The sequence below is a fragment of the Pseudomonas sp. NFPP12 genome (genome assembly GCF_900103205.1).
In the GTDB taxonomy this organism is placed as follows: domain Bacteria; phylum Pseudomonadota; class Gammaproteobacteria; order Pseudomonadales; family Pseudomonadaceae; genus Aquipseudomonas; species Aquipseudomonas protegens.
Window position 1 is genome coordinate 305219 of the sequence record NZ_FMWW01000002.1, and the last position, 20160, is coordinate 325378.

At 63.2% G+C, this 20160-nt stretch carries 20 protein-coding genes; 5 read left to right on the forward strand and 15 right to left on the reverse strand.

What is annotated here, in order from left to right:
• The first annotated feature begins 61 nt into the window (after nucleotides 1–61).
• On the forward strand, nucleotides 62–607 hold the full coding sequence (locus BLS75_RS08940) for a TetR/AcrR family transcriptional regulator (protein WP_047337532.1): 546 nt from the start codon (nucleotides 62–64) through the stop codon (nucleotides 605–607).
• A gap of 133 nt (nucleotides 608–740) precedes the next feature.
• Nucleotides 741–4214, forward strand: a complete 3474-nt coding sequence (locus BLS75_RS08945; RefSeq protein WP_072450678.1) for a hybrid sensor histidine kinase/response regulator — start codon at nucleotides 741–743, stop codon at nucleotides 4212–4214.
• Nucleotides 4215–4229: 15 nt separating this feature from the next.
• Here the strand turns inward: BLS75_RS08945 and rmuC are convergent, their stop codons facing one another.
• Both rmuC and BLS75_RS08955 read right to left on the reverse strand, forming a co-directional pair.
• On the reverse strand, nucleotides 4230–5597 hold the full coding sequence (rmuC, locus tag BLS75_RS08950) for a DNA recombination protein RmuC (RefSeq protein WP_162865008.1): 1368 nt from the start codon (nucleotides 5595–5597) through the stop codon (nucleotides 4230–4232).
• A 175-nt stretch (nucleotides 5598–5772) separates the two neighbouring features.
• The gene (locus BLS75_RS08955; RefSeq protein ID WP_011062679.1) at nucleotides 5773–6096 is read right to left on the reverse strand and encodes an SEL1-like repeat protein; all 324 of its coding nucleotides are present in this window, start codon (nucleotides 6094–6096) and stop codon (nucleotides 5773–5775) included.
• 876 nt (nucleotides 6097–6972) lie between these two features.
• Here BLS75_RS08955 and BLS75_RS08960 point away from each other — a divergent pair.
• The 3 genes from BLS75_RS08960 to BLS75_RS08970 all read left to right on the forward strand — a co-directional run bounded on the left by BLS75_RS08960 (nucleotide 6973) and on the right by BLS75_RS08970 (nucleotide 9377).
• On the forward strand, nucleotides 6973–7197 hold the full coding sequence (locus BLS75_RS08960; protein ID WP_011062680.1) for a hypothetical protein: 225 nt from the start codon (nucleotides 6973–6975) through the stop codon (nucleotides 7195–7197).
• 272 nt (nucleotides 7198–7469) lie between these two features.
• Nucleotides 7470–7952: a hypothetical protein gene (locus BLS75_RS08965; RefSeq protein ID WP_072450679.1), complete on the forward strand. Its 483-nt coding sequence runs from the start codon at nucleotides 7470–7472 to the stop codon at nucleotides 7950–7952.
• A 144-nt stretch (nucleotides 7953–8096) separates the two neighbouring features.
• Nucleotides 8097–9377 (forward strand): OmpP1/FadL family transporter, encoded by a 1281-nt coding sequence (locus BLS75_RS08970; RefSeq protein ID WP_011062682.1) that lies wholly within the window; start codon nucleotides 8097–8099, stop codon nucleotides 9375–9377.
• 79 nt (nucleotides 9378–9456) lie between these two features.
• Here the strand turns inward: BLS75_RS08970 and BLS75_RS08975 are convergent, their stop codons facing one another.
• The 13 genes from BLS75_RS08975 to BLS75_RS09030 form a co-directional block, all read right to left on the reverse strand.
• Entirely contained in the window at nucleotides 9457–10008 is a 552-nt protein-coding gene (locus BLS75_RS08975) for a glutathione peroxidase (RefSeq protein ID WP_072450680.1), read from the reverse strand.
• A 55-nt stretch (nucleotides 10009–10063) separates the two neighbouring features.
• A complete protein-coding gene (locus tag BLS75_RS32720) occupies nucleotides 10064–10186 on the reverse strand; it encodes a hypothetical protein (protein WP_015636629.1) in 123 nt (40 codons plus the stop codon).
• Nucleotides 10183–11376, reverse strand: a complete 1194-nt coding sequence (locus BLS75_RS08980) for an MFS transporter (RefSeq protein WP_172682030.1) — start codon at nucleotides 11374–11376, stop codon at nucleotides 10183–10185. Before BLS75_RS08980 ends, BLS75_RS32720 begins: the two co-directional genes overlap by 4 nt.
• A gap of 61 nt (nucleotides 11377–11437) precedes the next feature.
• The gene (locus BLS75_RS08985; protein WP_015636631.1) at nucleotides 11438–11842 is read right to left on the reverse strand and encodes a MarR family winged helix-turn-helix transcriptional regulator; all 405 of its coding nucleotides are present in this window, start codon (nucleotides 11840–11842) and stop codon (nucleotides 11438–11440) included.
• A gap of 70 nt (nucleotides 11843–11912) precedes the next feature.
• The gene (locus tag BLS75_RS08990; protein WP_072450681.1) at nucleotides 11913–12644 is read right to left on the reverse strand and encodes an adenosylcobinamide-GDP ribazoletransferase; all 732 of its coding nucleotides are present in this window, start codon (nucleotides 12642–12644) and stop codon (nucleotides 11913–11915) included.
• Between the two features lies 1 nt (nucleotide 12645).
• Nucleotides 12646–13221, reverse strand: coding sequence for an alpha-ribazole phosphatase family protein (gene cobC / locus BLS75_RS08995; protein ID WP_072450682.1), 576 nt, complete (start codon nucleotides 13219–13221; stop codon nucleotides 12646–12648).
• Complete coding sequence (gene cobT / locus BLS75_RS09000) at nucleotides 13218–14273, reverse strand: nicotinate-nucleotide--dimethylbenzimidazole phosphoribosyltransferase (RefSeq protein ID WP_072450683.1); 1056 nt, start codon at nucleotides 14271–14273, stop codon at nucleotides 13218–13220. The genes cobC and cobT overlap by 4 nt, the downstream gene beginning before the upstream one ends.
• Entirely contained in the window at nucleotides 14270–14791 is a 522-nt protein-coding gene (gene cobU / locus BLS75_RS09005; RefSeq protein WP_072450684.1) for a bifunctional adenosylcobinamide kinase/adenosylcobinamide-phosphate guanylyltransferase, read from the reverse strand. The genes cobT and cobU overlap by 4 nt, the downstream gene beginning before the upstream one ends.
• A 42-nt stretch (nucleotides 14792–14833) precedes the next feature.
• Nucleotides 14834–16285, reverse strand: coding sequence for a cobyric acid synthase (locus tag BLS75_RS09010; RefSeq protein ID WP_072450685.1), 1452 nt, complete (start codon nucleotides 16283–16285; stop codon nucleotides 14834–14836).
• Nucleotides 16282–17274: a threonine-phosphate decarboxylase CobD gene (gene cobD / locus BLS75_RS09015; protein WP_011062691.1), complete on the reverse strand. Its 993-nt coding sequence runs from the start codon at nucleotides 17272–17274 to the stop codon at nucleotides 16282–16284. Before cobD ends, BLS75_RS09010 begins: the two co-directional genes overlap by 4 nt.
• Nucleotides 17267–18175 carry an adenosylcobinamide-phosphate synthase CbiB gene (gene cbiB, locus BLS75_RS09020; protein ID WP_015636637.1) on the reverse strand — a complete coding sequence of 303 codons (909 nt, stop codon included), beginning with the start codon at nucleotides 18173–18175 and terminating at the stop codon, nucleotides 17267–17269. Before cbiB ends, cobD begins: the two co-directional genes overlap by 8 nt.
• Nucleotides 18172–18822 carry a 5,6-dimethylbenzimidazole synthase gene (gene bluB / locus BLS75_RS09025; protein ID WP_072450686.1) on the reverse strand — a complete coding sequence of 217 codons (651 nt, stop codon included), beginning with the start codon at nucleotides 18820–18822 and terminating at the stop codon, nucleotides 18172–18174. The genes cbiB and bluB overlap by 4 nt, the downstream gene beginning before the upstream one ends.
• The gene (locus BLS75_RS09030; RefSeq protein WP_072450687.1) at nucleotides 18815–20155 is read right to left on the reverse strand and encodes a cobyrinic acid a,c-diamide synthase CobB; all 1341 of its coding nucleotides are present in this window, start codon (nucleotides 20153–20155) and stop codon (nucleotides 18815–18817) included. Before BLS75_RS09030 ends, bluB begins: the two co-directional genes overlap by 8 nt.
• Between the last annotated feature and the right edge of the window lie 5 nt (nucleotides 20156–20160).

Consider the following 20160-nt stretch of genomic DNA (forward strand, 5'->3'; position numbering starts at 1 on the left):
TTTGCGCAGTGTGCTACCCGCCAATGCTTAAAGCAAATTCTTTGTGTTAAGGTGCCGCCCCATGGCTATCAAAGAAGGTCTGCGCCCCGGCGGCCGTAGCGCCCGGGTCCAGGAATCCATTCACACCGCGGTCCGCGAGCTCCTTGAAGAGCAGGATCGCTCGTCCCTCACCGTGCCGCAGATCGCCGCCCGAGCAGGCGTCACTCCGTCGACCATCTACCGGCGCTGGGGCGACCTGTCGGCCCTGCTGGCCGATGTCGCCCTGGAACGAATGCGCCCGGACAGCGAACCGGCCAATACCGGCAGCCTGCGCGGCGACCTGCGGGCCTGGGCCGAACAGTATCTGGACGAAATGAGCTCGGAGCCCGGGCGCAACATGATGCGCGATGTGCAATGCAGCGCGACCCCGGGCTATTGCGTGACCATCCTCAGCGGGCAGTTGCAGTGCATCCTCGAGCGCTATCAGGGCCACACGGAAAACCTGCCGGACATCGACCGCCTGCTGAACCTGCTGGTAGCACCCACAGTGTTTCGCATCCTGTTCTCCGCCACGCCACTGCCGGTTCAGGAACTCCATGAACTGATCGAGATCGCTCTGCAGCCGTAGCCCTTCCCCGCCTCGGCTCAGCCCTGCGACATCAGGCCGCGCTGATACCTTGGTCGACACTGACGCCAATCCAACATCGTGCCAGACTGTCTGGCCGGGCTGAGGTGCCCGGTGTCTTTGTTCCGGAGTTTCCATGTCGTTGTCCAGCGGGCTGATCGCCGCCGTTGCCCTGGCCTATATGGCCATCATGTTCGCCATCGCCTTCTACGGTGACCGCCGCAGCGCGCCACTTCCGCCGCGGGTGCGGGCCTGGGTATACAGCCTGTCGCTGGCGGTCTACTGCACCAGCTGGACCTTCTTTGGCGCGGTGGGCCAGGCGGCCGAGCAGCTCTGGGCCTTCCTGCCGATCTACCTCGGCCCCATCCTGCTGCTGGTGTTCGCCCCCTGGGTGCTGCAGAAGATGGTGATGATCAGCAAGCAGGAGAACATCACCTCGATCGCCGACTTCATTGCTGCCCGCTATGGCAAATCCCAGTCGCTGGCGGTGGTGGTGGCGCTGATCTGCCTGGTGGGGGTACTGCCCTACATCGCCCTGCAGCTCAAGGGCATCGTGCTTGGGGTCAACCTGCTGATCGGTGCTGGTGCAGACGCCATGGGCACCCGCGCCCAGGACACGGCGCTGATCGTGTCGCTGATCCTGGCCCTGTTCACCATCGTCTTCGGGACCCGCAACCTCGATGCCACCGAGCACCACCGCGGCATGGTGCTGGCGATTGCCTTCGAATCCCTGGTCAAGCTGTTTGCCTTTCTCGCCGTCGGCGCCTTCGTCACCTTCGGCCTCTATGACGGCTTCGACGACCTGTTCAACCAGGCCATGCTGGCTCCGCGACTGGAGCAGTACTGGAAGGAAACCATCAACTGGCCGTCGATGGTGGTGCAGACCGGAGTGGCGATGATGGCGATCATCTGCCTGCCGCGGCAGTTCCACGTCACCGTGGTGGAAAACATCGAACCCCAGGATCTGCGCCTGGCCAAATGGGTGTTCCCGGCGTACCTGGCCCTCGCCGCGCTGTTCGTGGTGCCCATCGCCCTCGCCGGGCAGATGCTCCTGCCCAGCAGCGTATTGCCGGACTCCTTCGTCATCAGCCTGCCCCTGGCCCAGGCCCACCCCGCCCTGGCTCTGCTGGCATTCATCGGCGGCGCCTCGGCGGCCACCGGCATGGTGATCGTCGCCAGCGTGGCGCTGTCCACCATGGTCTCCAACGACATGCTGCTGCCCTGGCTGTTGCGCCACAAGAATGCCGAGCGGCCGTTCGAAGTCTTCCGCCACTGGATGCTCTCGGTGCGCCGGGTGAGCATCGTGGTCATCCTGTTGCTGGCCTACGTCAGCTATCGCCTGCTGGGCTCCACCGCCAGCCTGGCCACCATCGGCCAGATCGCCTTCGCCGCCGTGACCCAGCTGGCACCGGCCATGCTCGGGGCGCTGTACTGGAAACAGGCCAACCGCCGCGGTGTATTCGCCGGCCTGGCTGCCGGTACCTTCATCTGGTTCTACACCCTGATCCTGCCCATCGCCGCCCACAGCCTGGGCTGGTCCCTGAGCAGTTTCCCCGGCCTGGCCTGGCTGCACGGCAATCCGCTGAACCTGCCGATCACCCCGCTGACCCAAGGCGTAGTGCTGTCCCTGGCGGGCAACTTCACCCTGTTCGCCTGGGTCTCGGTGCTCTCGCGCACCCGAGTCTCCGAGCACTGGCAGGCCGGACGCTTCATCGGCCAGGAAATCAGCGGCCGCCTCAGCTCCCGCTCGATGCTGGCGGTACAGATCGACGACCTGCTGAAACTGGCCGCGCGTTTTGTCGGTGAGGAACGTGCGCGCCAGAGCTTCATCCGCTTCGCCTATCGTCAGGGCAAAGGCTTCAACCCGAACCAGAATGCCGACGGCGAGTGGATCGCCCATACCGAGCGCCTGCTGGCCGGTGTGCTCGGCGCCTCTTCCACCCGCGCGGTGGTCAAGGCCGCCATTGAAGGCCGGGAGATGCAGCTCGAAGACGTGGTGCGCATCGCCGACGAAGCGTCCGAGGTGCTGCAGTTCAACCGGGCCCTGCTGCAAGGGGCGATTGAAAACATTACCCAAGGCATCAGCGTGGTCGATCAGTCGCTGAAGCTGGTGGCCTGGAACCGCCGCTACCTGGAGCTGTTCAACTACCCCGATGGGCTGATCAGCGTGGGCCGGCCAATTGCCGACATCATTCGTCACAATGCCGAGCGCGGCCTGTGCGGACCTGGCGAGGCAGAAGTCCATGTGGCCCGGCGCCTGCACTGGATGCGCCAGGGTCGGGCTCATACTTCCGAGCGGCTGTTCCCCAATGGCCGGGTCATCGAACTGATCGGCAACCCCATGCCCGGCGGCGGCTTTGTCATGAGCTTCACCGACATCACCCCGTTCCGCGAAGCCGAGCAGGCCCTCACCGAGGCCAATGAAGGGCTGGAACAAAGAGTGGCTGAGCGTACCCACGAACTGTCGCAACTCAACGCAGCACTGACTGAGGCCAAGGGCACGGCGGAAGCGGCCAACCAGTCGAAGACGCGTTTTCTGGCCGCGGTCAGCCACGATCTGATGCAACCGCTGAACGCCGCGCGCCTGTTCTCCGCGGCCCTGTCCCACCAGGACGACGGCCTGTCCGCCGAAGCCCAGCAACTGGTGCAGCATCTGGACAGTTCGTTGCGCTCCGCCGAGGACCTGATCAGCGACCTGCTGGACATCTCGCGCCTGGAAAACGGCAAGATCACCCCTGATCGCAAGCCCTTTGCCCTCAACGAACTGTTCGACACCCTGGGAGCCGAATTCAAGGCCCTGGCCCAGGAACAGGGCTTGCAGTTCCGGGTGCGCGGCAGCCATCTGCGCATCGACAGCGACAGCAAGCTGCTACGTCGGGTGCTGCAGAACTTTCTGACCAATGCCTTCCGTTACGCCAAGGGCCCCGTTTTGCTGGGAGTGCGCCGCCGTGGTGAAACGTTGAGCCTGGAAGTCTGGGACCGGGGGCCGGGTATTCCCCAGGACAAGCAGCAGGTGATCTTCGAAGAATTCAAGCGCCTGGACAGCCACCAGACCCGCGCCGAGAAAGGCCTGGGCCTGGGCCTGGCGATTGCCGATGGCCTGTGCCGGGTGCTCGACCATCCGTTGCAGGTACGTTCCTGGCCCGGCAAAGGCAGCGTATTCAGCGTCAGCGTGCCCCTGGCCCGCAGCAGCGTGGTGGCTCCAGGCAAGGCAGCCGAGCTCAACGGCCAGCCCCTCAATGGCGGGCAAGTGCTCTGCGTCGATAATGAAGACAGCATTCTGATCGGCATGAACAGCCTGCTCACCCGCTGGGGCTGCCAGGTCTGGACCGCCCGCAACCGCGAGGAATGCGCGGCGCTGCTCAAAGAAGGCATCCGCCCGCAACTGGCCCTGGTGGACTACCACCTGGATAACGGCGAGACCGGAACCGAGGTCATGGCCTGGCTGCGCACGCAACTGGGCGAGCCGGTACCGGGGGTCGTGATCAGTGCCGATGGGCGCCCTGAAATGGTCGCCCAGGTCCACGCAGCGGGCCTGGACTATTTGGCCAAGCCGGTGAAACCGGCGGCCTTGCGCGCCCTGCTGAGCCGGCACCTGCCCCTGGGCTGACGGGCCTTTGCCGGATTACTCCGGCAATTCCAGCTCGCGTCCTTCGGCGTCGGTCATGGCCCGCTCCAGCAAGTCCGCCGGCAAGCTCTTGCTGGCCCGGGCGCCAAGCAGCTTGAGCTGCTCGCTACGGCTGACCAGGTTGCCACGCCCTTCAGTCAGCTTGTTACGTGCAGCGGCGTAGGCCTTGTCCAGTTGTTGCAGGCGATTGCCCACTTCATCCAGGTCCTGGATAAACAGCACGAACTTGTCGTACAGCCAGCCGGCGCGCTCAGCGATCTCCCGGGCATTCTGGCTCTGGCGTTCCTGCTTCCACAGGCTGTCGATCACCCGCAAGGTGGCCAGCAACGTGGTTGGGCTGACGATCACGATATGCCGGTCAAAGGCTTCCTGGAACAGATTCGGCTCGGCCTGCAGAGCCGCGGAAAACGCTGCCTCGATGGGCACGAACAGCAGCACGAAATCAAGGCTGTGCAAGCCTTCAAGGCGCTTGTAATCCTTGCCGGCCAGACCTTTGACGTGATTGCGCAAGGACAGCACGTGCTGTTTCAGAGCCGCCTGGGCGACCTGCGGATCGTCGCTACCGACGTATTGCTGGTAAGCCGTGAGGCTGACCTTGGAATCCACTACCACCTGCTTGTCACCCGGCAACATGATCAGCACGTCAGGCTGGAAGCGCTCGCCATCCGGGCCCTTGAGGCTGACCTGAGTCTGATACTCGCGGCCCTTTTCCAGGCCGGCGTGCTCCAGCACTCGCTCCAGAATCAGCTCGCCCCAGTTGCCCTGAGTCTTCTGGCCCTTGAGGGCACGGGTCAGGTTGGTGGCCTCATCGCTCAGGCGCAGGTTCAGCTGTTGCAGGCGCTCCAGCTCCTTGGCCAGGGAGAAGCGCTCCCGGGCTTCGGCCTGATAGCTTTCCTCGACCCGCTTCTCGAAGGACTGGATGCGCTCCTTGAGCGGGTCCAGCAACTGCCCAAGGCGCTGCTGGCTGGTCTCGGCGAAACGCTGTTCGCGCTCATCGAAGATCTTGCCCGCCAGCTCGGCGAACTGGGCCCGCAACTCATCCCGCGAGCCTTGCAGATCGGTCAGGCGCTGCTGGTGGCTGTCCTGCTGCTCACGAAGCTCGGCATTCAAGGACGCCGCCAGGGCATCCAGCCGGCGCAATTCGTTTTCTTTGGCGGCCCGTTCCAGGTTCCAGGCGTGGGCGGCATCACGGGCGTTATCGCGCTCGATCTGCAGCAATTCGACCTCGCGGCGCAGGGCTGCCAGGTCCGCCTGCTTCAGAGCATTGGCCTGGCTCAGGTCGCTGACTTCATCGCGGCTGGCATCCAACTGTGCTGCCAACCCCTCCTGGGCCAATTGGGCCGTGGCCAGGCGCTCTTCCAGCAGGCTCAGCTCAGTCTGGCTGGAACTGGCCCGGCGTTGCAGTTGCCAGGCCAGAACCAGTAGCGGCAGCGCCGCTCCCGCCAGGCCAAGCAGCAAGCTGGTCAAGTCCATAGCCATAGCGATTCCTGCCGTAGAAAGAAGAAATGAAGGTTAACCAAGCGTCCGAGTGTTGGACAGCTCAGTCTTCGATCCGGCCCAGCTCCAATTGCGCACGGCGGTCGCCGGCACGGGCAGCCTGGCGCAACAGGTCATGGCCGATGCGACGATCACGGGCGTTGCCGCATTCGCGGCACATCAGCTGGCCCAGGCGACTCTGCGCCGCGACCACGCCTTCCCGGGCCGGCTGCTTGAGCAGGCGTCCAGCAAAATGCTTGACGTTGGGGTTGTGACCAAGGCGCGGGCTGTCCAACAGCCAGAGAGCAACGCGCAGGGAAAACCGCTTGGGTTCGGTAACACTGGCAGGGGTCGCGGTAACAGAAGGTGATACGGAGCGAAACTTCATAAAGCACTGTGGGGCAGATCGGAAGGCGCGCCACTCTACTCCTTTTTTCGCCCGGGTAAAGCCTAAAAGAGCCAGCACGCCCGTCCTAGAGCAAGCGCTTGGGACAATCCACAGAAGCTGTGGATAACTCAGTGGACAACCCCTCCACAACCCTCCCAAAGCCCCATGAGACGGGCCTTGCAGTCAAACTGACGATTTTTTCACCAGTAAAAAAAAGCGATGTTTATCATTGACTTAAATTCTCGAGACAGGCTAGGGGGCAGGCGTTGGGGAAGGTGACAACGGGGTGACACGCTGCGCAACAAGTGTGCACAACCTTGCGCAGATTAACGCCGGTAACGCACTGTTTTCGTACACGCCACAACAGCAACGGTTACACAGCTGATGCTTGAGCCTCTGGCCTCTTCTGAAAGTTTTTTCCTAGCACACTTGCATTATGTCGTTCAACTCAATAGAATTCTCGCCGTTAGTACCAAGCTGAAAGTCAATTCTGGTCGAACAAGTCCCATCGACAGCGTCTCCAACCGAGCACAACGTCGAACACCAAGGACCGACCACCTCGATGGTTTCCAGGTAAAGCTCACCCTATCGCCCTTGATACGAATTCAACGGCAGTGCTCGAGCCATTTACTCTGACCGAACCAACCTGCAAATTGATCAGGATCTCCACCCTGGGCCCCGAACCTTTGCCCTTGCTGTGTTGCCTGCCCTCCTAAGTACCTACCTGCCAGCCCTAGCGCAACCAATCAACGCGCTGCAACTGGCTGCTTTGTTCCAGTCAGGTTCTTCGTTTGACCAATGCTGGTCGACGTTTACTGGAACGTTTTAACGTTGCACGGTTCTTAACCGTGTCATTTGTAGGAACACCTAATAATTATGTCTACTCAAATCCAGACTCAGGATGCCATTCGCACCCTAACCCACGCCTTTGCACCGTTGAACTGCCTGATCATGGCCGCTCGCAAAGGTTGCTTCAGCTTCACCCTGGTCAACGAACATGGGATCGCCCGTCACAGCGAACGCCTGTATCCCGACCAGTATTCCAGCGCCGAACCGCTGCAGGCAGTGATCGAACGTGCGCGCCAGGCACTGGTTGCCTGATACGCCGAACTGCTGAAAACCCTGAAAAGCCTCGCCTGATCGCGGGGCTTTTTATTGCCTGCGATTTGCCCATTTACCCTACAGAGCAAAGTACCAATCGATATAAGGCTTATAACAAGAGGACGGAAATATTTTAAAAACAGTCCTTTACAGCACAGATATGACACTACACTTCAACTCGAGCGGCCTGAACCGCTTCCGGCAAACCTGATCCTTTTTTGCTGCCAAGCGCCCTTCAGGTTTCGCCGGCCATTTCACGCTTCGAGGGCTTTATGGGTATCGCCGCCAGCGAGTTGTGCCGCTATGTGATCCGCCCGACGCTGATGTACCTGGGCAGCCATAGCAAAACCGCTGAAGTCCTGCTGCTGGGCATTGCCGCCAGCCAATCGGCGCTGGGCTCAGCCCTGCACGATCGTCGTGGCCACGGCCTCTACCGCATCACCGAGTTGCGCCATCAAGCCCTCTGGGACCAGTACCTGGCACTGGATCCGGAACGGGCCAGCCTGGTTCGCGGGCTGGCCAGCCAGCATGCGTTCCTCAGCGGGCCGCACCTGGAACTGACCGTCAACCTGCGTTACGCCACCGCCATTGCCTGGTTGCTGGTGGAAGAGCAACACACGCCGCTCCCCGCTGCCGACGACCTGCTCGGCATGGCCCGCATCTGGAGGAAGACCTTTCAACCACAAGGACGTTTAAGAGATTTCGCCTACGCCTGGCAGACCTGCATTGCACCGTTAAACCAGGTCGCCTGCTGACAACGACTTTTGCAAAATCGGAGAAAGAAGCCGATTTTGGTCGGATTGTCCTACAAAACCGCTCTAAATCAACTGTTGCAGCCTATAGCGCCGAGATCGAAATGTTGGTAATTTTCGCCTCGGTGATCACCAGGAGTTCTAATAATGAAAAAAGTAATGCTCAAATCCACCATAAGTCTCGCGGTTGCACTTGCCTCTACCCAACTTTTCGCCAGCGGTTTTGCTCTTAACGAACAAAGCATCAGCGGCATGGGTACCGGCTTCGCGGGTCGTTCCTCTTCTGCCGAAGATGCCAGCACCGTTTACGGTAACCCTGCCGGCATGTCCCTGCTGCAACGTGACCAGGTAACGGTCGGTGTAGCGGCAATCGATGCCAAGACCAACCTGAAAAACGTCAAGGGCGGCCCACCCGGCGGCACCAGCGACGGCGACATGGTTCCGTTCACCAGCGTTCCTATGGGGTTTTTCGTCAAACAACTGGGCAACGGCTGGGCATTGGGTCTGGGCGCCTATGCACCCTTCGGCCTGGTTACCAACTATGAGTCCACTTCTGCCAGCCGTTATTACGGCGACAAGAGCGTAGTCAAGGTCGTCACCCTGCAACCGACCGTCAGCTATGCCTTCAATGACATGGTATCGATCGGCTTCGGCCCGACCATCAACCGCCTGAGCGGTGAACTGACTTCCGCGACCCCGTTTCCAAACCCTGCGCTCTTCGGCCGCAATGATGGCAGCGTGAAGATCAAGGGTGACGATACCGCCATCGGCTACAACGTCGGCATCATCGTACAGCCTACCGACACTACTCGCCTGGGCCTGACCTACCACTCGAAGGTCAAGTACAAGCTGGAAGGCCACACCAACATCGCCGGCCCGGGCTTCGGTCCGTTCAATGGCGGCCGGTACGACGCCTCGCTGGACATCACCACTCCGGAAGTCGTCGACTTCTCTGTCACCCAGAAACTGGATGACCAGTGGACCGTCTACGCAGGTAGCACCTGGACTCGCTGGAGCCGCCTGAAAGACATCACCGTGAACAACGAAGGTGTTCCTGCCCTGCTTGGCGGTTCCAGAGGCCCGATCGGCACCATCACCGAGCCACAGAACTGGCACGACACCTGGGCCTCGGCTGTTGGTGTTTCCTACAAGGTCAACAAAGAGTGGGTTCTGCGCAGCGGCCTCTCGGTTGACCAGGCGCCAACCAACAACACCGACCGTTCCGTACGTATCCCTACCGGTGACCGTAAGGCCATCAGCTTCGGTGCCGGCTACAGCCCGACTGAAGACCTGACTCTGGACCTGGCGGTTTCCTACCTGAAGGAAGAAGACGTCAACGTCAACAGGACCGGCAAAGGCAATGCCTACAGCGCTACTTACCAGAACAGCGCATGGGGCTACGGCCTGGGCGCCACCTACAAGTTCTAACGAACTCTAGGACGCGCAGTTTCAAACCAATAAAAAACCCGCAGATGCGGGTTTTTTATTGGCTAATGAATAGGCTTTCTCAGGATTTCGACGCCAATGCCTTCTCCACCGCTTCGATGAATTCCGGATTGTCCGGCTTGGTCAGGCTGGAAAAATTGGCAATCACATTGCCCTGGCGATCCACCACGTATTTATAGAAATTCCACTTCGGCGCGCTGCTCTGCTGCGCCAGCACCTTGAACAGGTGCACCGCATCCGCCCCCCGAACCTTCTGCGGCTCGGTCATGGTGAAGGTCACGCCGTAATTGACATAGCAGACCTTGGCAGTCTCCGCGCCATCCTTGGACTCTTGCTTGAAGTCATTGGAGGGCACGCCCACCACTTCCAGCCCTTGATCCTTGTAACGCTGGTACAGCGCCTCGAGGCCTTTGAATTGCGGAGCAAACCCGCAGAAGCTCGCCGTATTGACCACCACCAGCGGCTTGCCGGCAAAGCGCTGGCACAGATCGATGGATTCCTTGGCGTGCAATTTGGGCAAGGAGCCCTGCAACAGGGGCGGACAGTCCACCGCCCATGCAGAGCCGGCCAAGGTCGCGAGTAAAGCTGGGACCGCAAACCAGCGCATAGCCATGTCCAGAATCCTTGTCAAAGTGTCGGGCTACGACGTTACTCGCCCCCTCGTTCCCCTAGCAAGCGCCCATGCCCAACTGCATCAGCGCCAGCCCGCCCCGGTGCCAGCCCCACCAGGCCAGCAGCAACAATAGAATGCCGAGGCCCAGGCCGGCACCGCGCAGCAGCCAGCGGTTCATGCCGCGCTGGCCTGCAAACGCGCCACCGGCCGCTCGCGCACCGGCCAGTTCAGTGCTGCAGCCAACAGACTAAGGAGAATCGCCACCTGCCAGATCAAGTCGTAGCTCCCGGTACGGTCATACACCACGCCCCCCAGCCAACCACCAAGGAAAGACCCCAATTGGTGGAACAGGAACACAATGCCGCCGAGCATGGACAGGTTGCGCACGCCAAACAAGGTGGCCACGGTGCCGTTGGTCAAAGGCACGGTGGACAGCCAGAGAAAACCCATGGCCATGCCGAACAAGTAGGCGCTGGTCTGAGTCACCGGCAACCACAGGAACAGCCCGATCACCACCGCCCGTAGCAGATACAGGCCCGTCAGCAGGCGCGGCTTGGACATCCGCCCACCCAGCCAGCCGGCGGTATAGGTACCAAAGATATTGAACAGGCCAATCAGGGCCAGCACCGTGGTGCCCACGGTCGCCGGCAAGTGCTGGTCCACCAGATACGCCGGCAGGTGCACGCCGATGAACACCACCTGGAAGCCACAGACGAAAAAGCCGAATGCCAACAGCCAGAACCCTGAATGGGAACAGGCTTCACGCAAGGCCTCCATTAGGCTCTGCTCATGCCCCAGCGCCGGCAGCGGTTTGTCCTTGAGCATGCTCACCAATGGCACGATCAAGGCCACCAGCAAGCCCAGCACCAGCAGCGCCGTAGACCAGCCCAGCCAGCCGATCAGCCCCAGGGTTCCGGGGAGCATGGCAAATTGACCGAAGGAACCTGCCGCACTGGCAATCCCCATGCCCATGCTGCGTTTTTCCGGCGGCAAGGCGCGGCCGACAACACCGAGAATTACCGAGAAGGACGTACCCGACAGACCTATGCCGATCAGCAGCCCGGCACTCAGGGACAGGGTCAGGGCCGAATCCGACAGCCCCATGAACACCAGCCCGACCGCGTACAGCACGCCACCCACCAGCACCACTTTCGCCGCACCAAAACGATCGGCCAAGGCTCCGGTAAAAGGCTGGGCCAGCCCCCAGATCAGGTTCTGCAGGGCAATGGCGAAGGCGAAGACTTCGCGCCCCCAGCCAAACTGCGCGCTCATGGGCGGCAGGAACAGGCCGAAGCCATGCCTTATCCCCAGCGACAAGGCCAGGATCAATGCGCTGCCGAGAAGCACCCAGCCACTAGTACGCCACATCGATGACATTTTTATTCTCCAGTTACGGGTATGTACCCGCTTATAGTCGAACGAAAGGCGCTCAAGACAGTTCGTTCAGCAAGGCCAACAAGGTTTCACGCTTTTCCACCCCCAGGCGATCGATCAACCGCTGCTGAGCCGCTTCCCACGCAGGCAAGGCCGCCACCAGCCGCTCATGCCCGGCCTCGGTCAACAGCACCAGCCGGTTTCGCTGATCGTCGCCTTCCTGCAGGCGCACCAGCCCTGCAGCTTCCAGGACCCGCACATTGCGCCCGAGCGTGCTGCGATCCAGCCCCATGGCTTCCGCCAGGCTGGAAATGCTTGGCTGATCAAGGCGCAGCAGGTTGTTCAGCAGAGAATACTGGGCAACGTTGATCCCGAAGCCATCAAGGGCGCCGTCGTAGTACCTGCTGACGCCACGGGCGGCGCGACGCAGGTTGGTGCACAAACACTGAGAGGGAAGCATGATGCGTGTATATACCCGTGATTATTCCAAGGCAAGATTTTTCATGAAAATTGTCAATCCCGTGCTCCACTCAAAACAGCGCCACCCCGAACAATACGGCAGTTTCCAACAGTTCAAGCACAGCCCCGGCAGTGTCTCCAGTGGTACCACCCAGGCGCCGCATCATCACTTGCCGCAGCCAGAAGAACAGCACAGTGGCCAGCAGCACTGCCCATAACCCGCTGTAGCCCCCCAGCAGCAAACAGGCCAGTACGCTCAGGCCCAGCACTTGCCGCCCGGCCAAACGTGGCAGGTGGTCAGCCAGCGCCTGCCCCAGCCCACCGGCACGCACATAAGGCGTGCAGAGAAACAGGCCTAGCAATGCCCCGCGGCCGATCAGCGGCGCCAGCAACAAGGCAAAGCCCTGCTGCTGTTCGATCAGCGCCACCAGGGCGGTGAACTTGAGCAGCAGCACCAGCACCAGGGTCACCACGGCGATCGGACCACTACGGGGGTCCTTCATGATGCTCAGAGTCCGCTCTCGATCGCCAAAGCCCCCCAGCCAGGCATCGGCACTGTCCGCCAGGCCATCCAGGTGCAGACCACCGCTGAGCAGGACCCAGGCGGTCAACAGCAAGGCCGCATGCAGCAACAGGGGAACACCACCCAGCATGGCATTCAGCACCCACAACAGCACGCCGAACAGCAGCCCCACCAACGGATAGAACAACAGCGAGCGGCCCAGCTCTTCAGGCCGAGGCATGCCCGGCAGGCGGACCGGCAGGCTGCTGAGAAACTGCAAGGCAATCCAGAACGGCAACATCTCAGCCCTCCTCGCTCATCCGGCCTTCGCTGGCGACCTGCAGGCGAAACAGCGCGCCATGACCCACTTCAACGTTCAACAACTGCTGGCGCGGCAGCCCTCGAGCCCGGGCCAGCAGCAAGCGCATGACCCCGCCATGGCTGACCAGCAGCACACGCTGCCCGGCGCAGGCCTGGTACAAGCGCTCTATCGCCCCCAGCACCCGCAGGGAGAACAGCTCTACCGGCTCGCCCCCAGGCGGGGTGAATGCATAGGGATCGGCCCAGAAACGCCCCAGGTCATCGGCGTCGGTTTCCATCAGCGCCGCCGCGCTCTGCCCTTCCCAGGCGCCAAAGTGCAGCTCCTGAAGGTCGGGCTCAAGGCTCAGCGGCAACTGCAACTGCCCCGCCAGCTCTTGGGCGAAACGCGCACAGCGCTGCAATGGCGAACTCAGTACCCGGTCCCAGGGCCCCCGCCCCTGGACGGCTTCGCGCATCTGTTGCCAGCCCGTTGCAGTCAACGCATCGTCCAGGCTGCCGCGCAGGCCACCACCCAGTTCGGTTTCACCGTGGCGCAACAGGTCCAGGTACAAGGTCATGCCGGACGATCCGCCACCGCTGCTTCGGCGAAAGTCGCCATCTGCCCGTGCAGGTCACAGGCCAGCCGCAGCAACGGCACTGCCAGGGCGGCGCCGCTGCCTTCACCCAGGCGCAGGCCCAGGTCCAGCAAGGGTTCGGCTTGCAGGGTCTGCAGCACATGCCGGTGCCCGGGCTCGGCGCCCTGGTGGGCGAACAGCAACCAGGGCGCGCAGGCCGGATTCAGACGCACCGCCACCAACGCGGCGACGCTGCAGATGAAACCGTCCACCAGCACCGCAATGCCCTCCTGGGCACACGCCAGGTAAGCCCCCGCCAGCGCCGCCACTTCAAAGCCACCCAGGTTGAACAGGGTCTGCAAGGCATCGCCGCGAGAGGCATCGTGCAGCGCCAGGGCACGCTCGATAACCTGCGCCTTGTGATTGACCCCCTCGGCATTCAGGCCGGTGCCCGGCCCGGCCAGTTGTGCCACTGGAATACCCAGCAGGGCACAGGCAATGGCACTGGCCGCGGTGGTATTGCCGATGCCCATTTCACCGCCGATAAACAGCTGGGCGCCGTCGGCATGAGCCCGCAGCGCGCTGTCGCGGCCGGCTTGTAGGGCCTGCTCGCCCTGTGCACGGGTCATCGCCGGCCCCTGGACAAAATTCTGCGTGCCGGGCCCCAGGTTCAGGTGGCGCACCCCCGGCAGGTTCAAGCCTGGCGTCACTGTTCCCAGATCCACCACCTCCAGTTGCGCCTGCAGTTGCCGGGCCAGCACGCTGATGGCCGCTCCGCCGCTGACGAAGTTCAACAACATCTGCCCGGTGACTTCCTGCGAGTAGGCGGAAACGCCCTCGGCCACCACCCCATGGTCACCGGCGAAGATGGCGATCCATAGCCGCTCGATGCCGGGCTTGAGCCGTCCTTGCAGGCCCGCCAGGCGTACCGCCAGTGGCTCCAGGCGCCCGAGAGAGCCGGCCGGCTTGGTCAGTTGCTGCTGACGCGCCAGGGCCTGCTCGACCATCTGGGTGTCGATTGCCTTGCAGGGTTCCAGCCACCAGGAGTTACTCATAACGCAGTTCCTTTCAAAGTCAGGGGCAGGCCGGCGACCGTCAGCACCACTCGCTGACAACGCTCGGCCAGGGCTTGATGCAGCCAACCGGCTTCATCCACATAGCGGCGAGTCAATTCGCCCAACGGCACGACACCCATTCCGGTTTCGTTGCTGACAAAAATGATCTCCCCCGGCAAGCTCGCCACACACTGCAACAAGGCCTCGCGTTCGGCGGCCAGGCGCTCGGGGTCCTCAAGCATCAGCAGGTTGGTCAGCCACAGGGTCAGGCAGTCCACCAGCAGGCAGCGCCCTTCGCCGGCAGATTCCTGCAGCACACGAGCCAGCTCCAGCGGCTCCTCGATCAAACCCCAATGGGCCGGACGCCGATCGCGATGATGGGCAATGCGTTGATTCATCTCGCCATCCAGGGGCTGGCTGGTGGCGATGTAGGTCACCGCCAGGGCGCTGTCGCCGGCGAGCTTTTCAGCGAGGCGGCTCTTGCCGGACCGGGCACCGCCGAGGATCAGTTGCAACATGCTTGGGCACCTCTGATAGGGAAGACGGCCTGGGTTGAGCGCTCAAAGGCCACAGAGCCGACGCAGTGCAGCGGTGTCCAGGTGATGCTCCACCAGATCCGCCAGACGCTCGATATCGCGTTCACGCAAGGCGTGGTAATCCACCTCCTGCACCGCTTCGAGCCCGGCCCAGCGCAACAGCGCACTGCAGGCCGCAGGGGTTTCGAACAGACCGTGCAGGTAGGTGCCGAGGATCTGCCCGTCGGCGCTGCAGGCGCCATCGCTGCGACCGTCGTCCAGTTGCACGGCGGCAAGCTCCAGGGCCGGCCCGCGAGTGACCCCGGCGTGAATTTCATAACCACTGACAGCGGCATTCTCCAGGCTCAGGCGACCGCTGACGTTACGCAGCTGCTTCTCTTCTTCGAGCACGGTTTCAAATGCCAGCAGGCCCAGGCCGGGGCTGGAGCCCGCAGCGTCTTCGAGCCCGAGCGGGTCATGCACCTGCTCGCCAAGCATTTGCAGGCCTCCACAGATGCCCAGCACTTTGCCGCCGTAGCGCAGGTGGCGGGCAACCGCCCGATCCCAGCCGTTGCTGCGCAGGTAGGCCAGATCGCCCCGTACGCTTTTCGAGCCGGGGAGGATGATCAGATCGGCAGCAGGAATCGCCTGGCCGGGGCCGATGAATTGCAAGTCGACCTGAGGATGCAGGCGCAACGGATCGAAATCCGTGTGATTGCTGATGCGCGGCAGCACCGGCACCACCACCTTGAGCAACTGTTCGACCTTACCCACCTGGCGCTGGTCGATACCGTCCTCGGCTTCCAGGTGCAGGTCCAGGACATAGGGCAGCACGCCGATCACCGGCTTGCCGGTGCGGGCCTCCAGCCAGTCCAGGCCCGGTTGCAGCAACGCCAGGTCGCCACGAAAGCGGTTGATGATGAAGCCCTTTACCCGGGCCTGCTCACTGGGAGACAGCAGTTCCAGGGTGCCCACCAAATGGGCGAAGACTCCACCGCGGTTGATGTCGGCGATCAGCAGCACCGGGCAGTCCACCGCCTCGGCAAAGCCCATGTTGGCAATATCGCCGGCCCGCAGGTTGATCTCCGCCGGCGAGCCGGCGCCTTCCACCATCACCACCTGATAAGCGCTTTTCAGGCGCTCATGGGAAGCCAGTACGGCCTGCATGGCGATGGCCTTGTAGTCGTGATAGGCCACCGCGTTCATGCTGGTCACGGCGCGGCCGTGAATGATTACCTGAGAGCCGGTATCGCTGTTGGGCTTGAGCAGCACCGGGTTCATGTCGGTGTGGGGCGCCAGATTGGCCGCCTGGGCCTGGACGGCCTGGGCCCTACCGATCTCGCCGCCATCGGCAGTCACCGCACTGTTGAGGGCCATGTTCTGGGGCTTGAACGGCACCACGCTGAAACCCTGGCGCCGCAGCCAACGGCACAGGGCCGTCACCAGGGTGCTCTTGCCGGCATCCGAGGTGGTGCCTTGAACCATCAGAGTGCTCATGGATATTCCTTGCGATAGGCCTGCAGCGCCTGTTCCAGGCGATCCCAATCGGCCTCCTCGGCGGGCAGGCCGAAGCGCAGGCTGCTGTTATGGGTAAACAGCCGCAGGAGAATGCCGCGGCGCGCCATGAAGTGATAAAGCGATTCGGCCTCGGCACTGATCAGCCACTGAAACAGCGCACAACCGCCCTGGGGCTTGAGACCATGGCGCTCGAGGACTTCAACCAAACGCTCGCTCGCCGCTTCGCTGCGCAACCTTTGCCGGGCGTGCCCCTGGGTATCGCGCAGGCAGGCCTGCCCCACCACCCGGGTCGGCCCGCTGACCGCCCAGGGTCCGACCTGCTCCGCCAGCAGTTTGAGCAGCCGGCGCTCGGCCAGGACAAAACCCAGGCGTACTCCGGCCAGACCAAAGAACTTGCCGAACGAACGCAACACAATCAGCCCCACCTGATGGGCGTGGCGGGCCAGGCTCAGGTGCGGGGTGTTATCCATGAAGGCTTCGTCCACCACCAGCCAGCCGCCACGCTGAGCCAGGCGCGCGTGCCAGTCCAGCAGGCGCTCCGGGGTCAGGCTCAGTCCGGTAGGGTTGTTCGGGTTGACCACCACCAGCACATCGAGGCTGTCGAGGAAGAAATCCACTTCCTGCTCCAGCACTTCGCGTACCCGGTAGCCGCTGCGGCGCCAGGCTTCGGCATGTTCGGCATAACAGGGCGACAGCACACCGACCTTGCCCGCTCGACGCAAGCGCGGCAGCAACTGGATTGCTGCCTGGGAGCCGGCCACCGGCAGCACTTCACTGGCGCCGTAGTATTCGCGGGCCGCCTGTTCCAGTCCGTCATCGGTTTCCGGCAGGCGCGCCCAGGCACGCAGCGCAATGGGCGGCAGGGGAAACGGCCAGGGCGCCAACCCGCTGGACAAGTCCAGCCAGGCATCTTCGGCAATCCCGTATTGCTCGGCCGCCTTGCGCAGTCGTCCGCCGTGCTCAAGCATAGAATTCAGCCCCCAGGCAAAGAATCAGCAGCCACAGCCAGACACCCCGCTGCACCAGCTGCCAGCCACGATCAATGGAACCGGCACTGGCCGGCTCGCCTTCACCCAGTTGCGGGCGCTGATGCAGCTCACCGTGATAAATCGCTGCGCCACCCAGCTCCACTCCCAGGGCGCCCGCCCCGGCCGCCATCACCGGGCCAGCATTCGGGCTGTCCCAGGTCGGGCCCTGGCGGTGCCAGCACTTGAGTGCCAGTCGGGTCTTGCCCAGCAAGGCGTAAGTCAGGGCCACCAGGCGCGCGGGAATGTAATTGAGCAGGTCGTCAATCTTCGCCGCAGCCCAGCCAAAGCGTTCGAAGCGCTCGTTGCGGTAGCCCCACATCGCATCCAGGGTATTGCTCAGACGGTAGAGCACCACCCCGGGCGCGCCGGCCACGGCAAACCAGAACAGCGCGGCGAACACCGCGTCGCTGCCGTTTTCCAGCACCGATTCGGTGGCCGCGCGGGCCACTTCGGTGGCGTCCAGTTCACTGGTCTGGCGACTCACCAGAAACCCCACCCGGCGGCGCGCTTCTTCCAGATCGTCACTGCGCAACGCCTGGGCCACCGGCTCCACATGCTCGCCGAGGCTGCGCAGGCCCAAGGCGCAGTACAACGCCAGGATTTCCACCAGCCAGCCGACGTAGGGCAACCAGGACAGCGCTGTGGCCACCAGGGTCAGGGGCACCACCGCCAGCACCCAGGCGGTGACGCCATGGCTGCGCCAGCCACGGCCGGCGGAGTTGAAACGTTGCTCGATACGATCGGCCACACGGCCGAACGCCACCAGCGGATGCCAGCGCCTGGGTTCGCCCAGCAGCGCATCCAGCGCGACCCCGGCGACACTCAGCAAGGCCACACTCATTGACTCACTCCCCAGTAATTCTCATACAACAACTCACTCAGCGGCCGCGGTTGCGCCCAGCCTTCCAGGGCCAGCATCGGCGCCGGGTAGAATTCGGTGACCGGGCCCAGGCACAGCACGGCCACGGGCTTGGCACCTGCCGGCAGCCCCAGCAGATCGGCCAGGGCCTGAGGATCGAACAAAGACACCCACCCCATTCCCAAGCCTTCGCTGCGGGCCGCCAGCCACAGGTTCTGGATGGCGCAGGACAGGGACGCCAGGTCCATCTCCGGCAGGGTCCGACGGCCGAAGATGTGTCGTTCGCGGTCATCCATCAAGGCGGCCACCAGCACCTCGGCACAATCGTTGATGCCTTCGACCTTGAGCTTCATGAACTCGTCGGAACGCTCACCCAGGGCTTGGGCGGTGCGCACCCGCTCCACCTCCACCAACTGCTGGATGTGCTTGCGCAACAGGCGGTCGCTGATGCGAATAAAACGCCAGGGCTGCATCAACCCGACACTGGGCGCCTGATGCGCTGCTTCCAGCAAGCGCCGCAACACTGCCGGCTCGACACTGCCACCCGCGAAATGACGCATGTCGCGGCGCTCGGCGATGGCCCGGTAGACCCCCTCGCGCTGCGCCTCAGAGAACCCCTGCTCACTCACCCGCCACGCCCTCGGCTAAAACCGGCTCAACAGGCGCGCCCGGCGCAAACAACGCCGCCACCGCCGCCGGATTGGACGGGAAATAGAAGTGCACATAAGAGGCCGTCATCCGTCCCTGGCGATACACCGCTTCCGCGCCGCGCCCGCCGTTGGGGCTGAGCCCACGGGCGATGGGCAGCAGCTCGGTGCTGGTCAGGGAATGGTGATAGGTGTGGCCGCGCAGACTGCCTTCGGGCAAATCCACCGCCTGCAAGGCCAGTGCCGCCAGGCGCTTCTGCATTACCGCATCTCCGGGCAGCAGGCCCAGGAGCTCGGCACGCTGGCCTTCGACATCGGTCAGGGAGTCCAGCAGGTAGAGCATGCCGCCGCACTCGGCGAGCAGCGGCTTGCCGGCCGCGTGATGGGCACGAATGGCCTGCAGCATGCTGCTGTTGCGGGCCAGGGCCTGATGGTGCAATTCGGGATAGCCGCCGGGCAGGTACAGGCTGTCCGCGTCGGGCAGCTGGGTATCGTGGATCGGCGAGAAGAAGCTCAACTGCGCCCCCATGGCTCGCAACAGATCGAGGCTGGCGCCATAGGTGAAGGCAAACGCCTCGTCCCGCGCCACGGCAATCCGCACGCCCTTGAGCAGCGGCGCGCAAGCCACCGGCGTGGGTGCGGCAAAACTCACCGCTGGCGGCAGTTCCACCTGGCAACTGCTGGCCAGGGCCTCGGCGGCGGCATCCAGGCGCAGGTCCAGATCATTCAACTCGCTGGCCTGCACCAGCCCCAGATGGCGGCTGGGCAGCTCGATATCGGTTTCCCGGGACAAGGCGCCATACCAGCGCAAGCCTTCCGTCAGGCTGCCTTCCAGCAACTGCGCATGGCGCAGGGTACCAACCCGGTTGGCCAGCACCCCGGCAAACGGCAGGTCCGGCTGGTAGCGCGCCAGGCCCAAAGCCAGGGCGCCGAAGGTCTGGGCCATGGCGGTGCCATCGATCACCCCCAGCACCGGCACGCCGAAATGCCGCGCCAGATCGGCGCTGGAAGGGGTGCCATCGAACAGGCCCATGACCCCTTCGATCAGAATCAGGTCGGCCTCTCCCGCCGCCTCCCAGAGCAGACGGCGGCTTTCCTGCTCGCCCACCATCCACATGTCCAACTGGTACACCGCGGCACCACTGGCGCGCTCAAGAATCATCGGGTCGAGAAAATCCGGGCCGCACTTGAAGACCCGGACCTTGCGCCCCTGGTTGCGGTGCAAGCGGGCCAGGGCCGCGGTCACCGTGGTCTTGCCCTGGCCGGAAGCCGGTGCGGCGATCAACACTGCCGGGCAATGACGAACATCAGTCATGAATT

Excerpts from the sequence above, each read along its gene's own strand:
- BLS75_RS08940 (WP_047337532.1), top strand. The coding sequence starts at position 62 with ATGGCTATCAAAGAAGGTCTGCGCCCCGGCGGCCGTAGCGCCCGGGTC.
- BLS75_RS08945 (WP_072450678.1), top strand. The coding sequence starts at position 741 with ATGTCGTTGTCCAGCGGGCTGATCGCCGCCGTTGCCCTGGCCTATATG.
- BLS75_RS08955 (WP_011062679.1), bottom strand. The coding sequence starts at position 6,096 with ATGAAGTTTCGCTCCGTATCACCTTCTGTTACCGCGACCCCTGCCAGT.
- BLS75_RS08960 (WP_011062680.1), top strand. The coding sequence starts at position 6,973 with ATGTCTACTCAAATCCAGACTCAGGATGCCATTCGCACCCTAACCCAC.
- BLS75_RS08965 (WP_072450679.1), top strand. The coding sequence starts at position 7,470 with ATGGGTATCGCCGCCAGCGAGTTGTGCCGCTATGTGATCCGCCCGACG.
- BLS75_RS08970 (WP_011062682.1), top strand. The coding sequence starts at position 8,097 with ATGAAAAAAGTAATGCTCAAATCCACCATAAGTCTCGCGGTTGCACTT.
- BLS75_RS08975 (WP_072450680.1), bottom strand. The coding sequence starts at position 10,008 with ATGGCTATGCGCTGGTTTGCGGTCCCAGCTTTACTCGCGACCTTGGCC.
- BLS75_RS32720 (WP_015636629.1), bottom strand. The coding sequence starts at position 10,186 with ATGAACCGCTGGCTGCTGCGCGGTGCCGGCCTGGGCCTCGGCATTCTA.
- BLS75_RS08980 (WP_172682030.1), bottom strand. The coding sequence starts at position 11,376 with ATGTGGCGTACTAGTGGCTGGGTGCTTCTCGGCAGCGCATTGATCCTG.
- BLS75_RS08985 (WP_015636631.1), bottom strand. The coding sequence starts at position 11,842 with ATGCTTCCCTCTCAGTGTTTGTGCACCAACCTGCGTCGCGCCGCCCGT.
- BLS75_RS08990 (WP_072450681.1), bottom strand. The coding sequence starts at position 12,644 with ATGTTGCCGTTCTGGATTGCCTTGCAGTTTCTCAGCAGCCTGCCGGTC.
- cobC (WP_072450682.1), bottom strand. The coding sequence starts at position 13,221 with ATGACCTTGTACCTGGACCTGTTGCGCCACGGTGAAACCGAACTGGGT.
- cobT (WP_072450683.1), bottom strand. The coding sequence starts at position 14,273 with ATGAGTAACTCCTGGTGGCTGGAACCCTGCAAGGCAATCGACACCCAG.
- cobU (WP_072450684.1), bottom strand. The coding sequence starts at position 14,791 with ATGTTGCAACTGATCCTCGGCGGTGCCCGGTCCGGCAAGAGCCGCCTC.
- BLS75_RS09010 (WP_072450685.1), bottom strand. The coding sequence starts at position 16,285 with ATGAGCACTCTGATGGTTCAAGGCACCACCTCGGATGCCGGCAAGAGC.
- cobD (WP_011062691.1), bottom strand. The coding sequence starts at position 17,274 with ATGCTTGAGCACGGCGGACGACTGCGCAAGGCGGCCGAGCAATACGGG.
- cbiB (WP_015636637.1), bottom strand. The coding sequence starts at position 18,175 with ATGAGTGTGGCCTTGCTGAGTGTCGCCGGGGTCGCGCTGGATGCGCTG.
- BLS75_RS09030 (WP_072450687.1), bottom strand. The coding sequence starts at position 20,155 with ATGACTGATGTTCGTCATTGCCCGGCAGTGTTGATCGCCGCACCGGCT.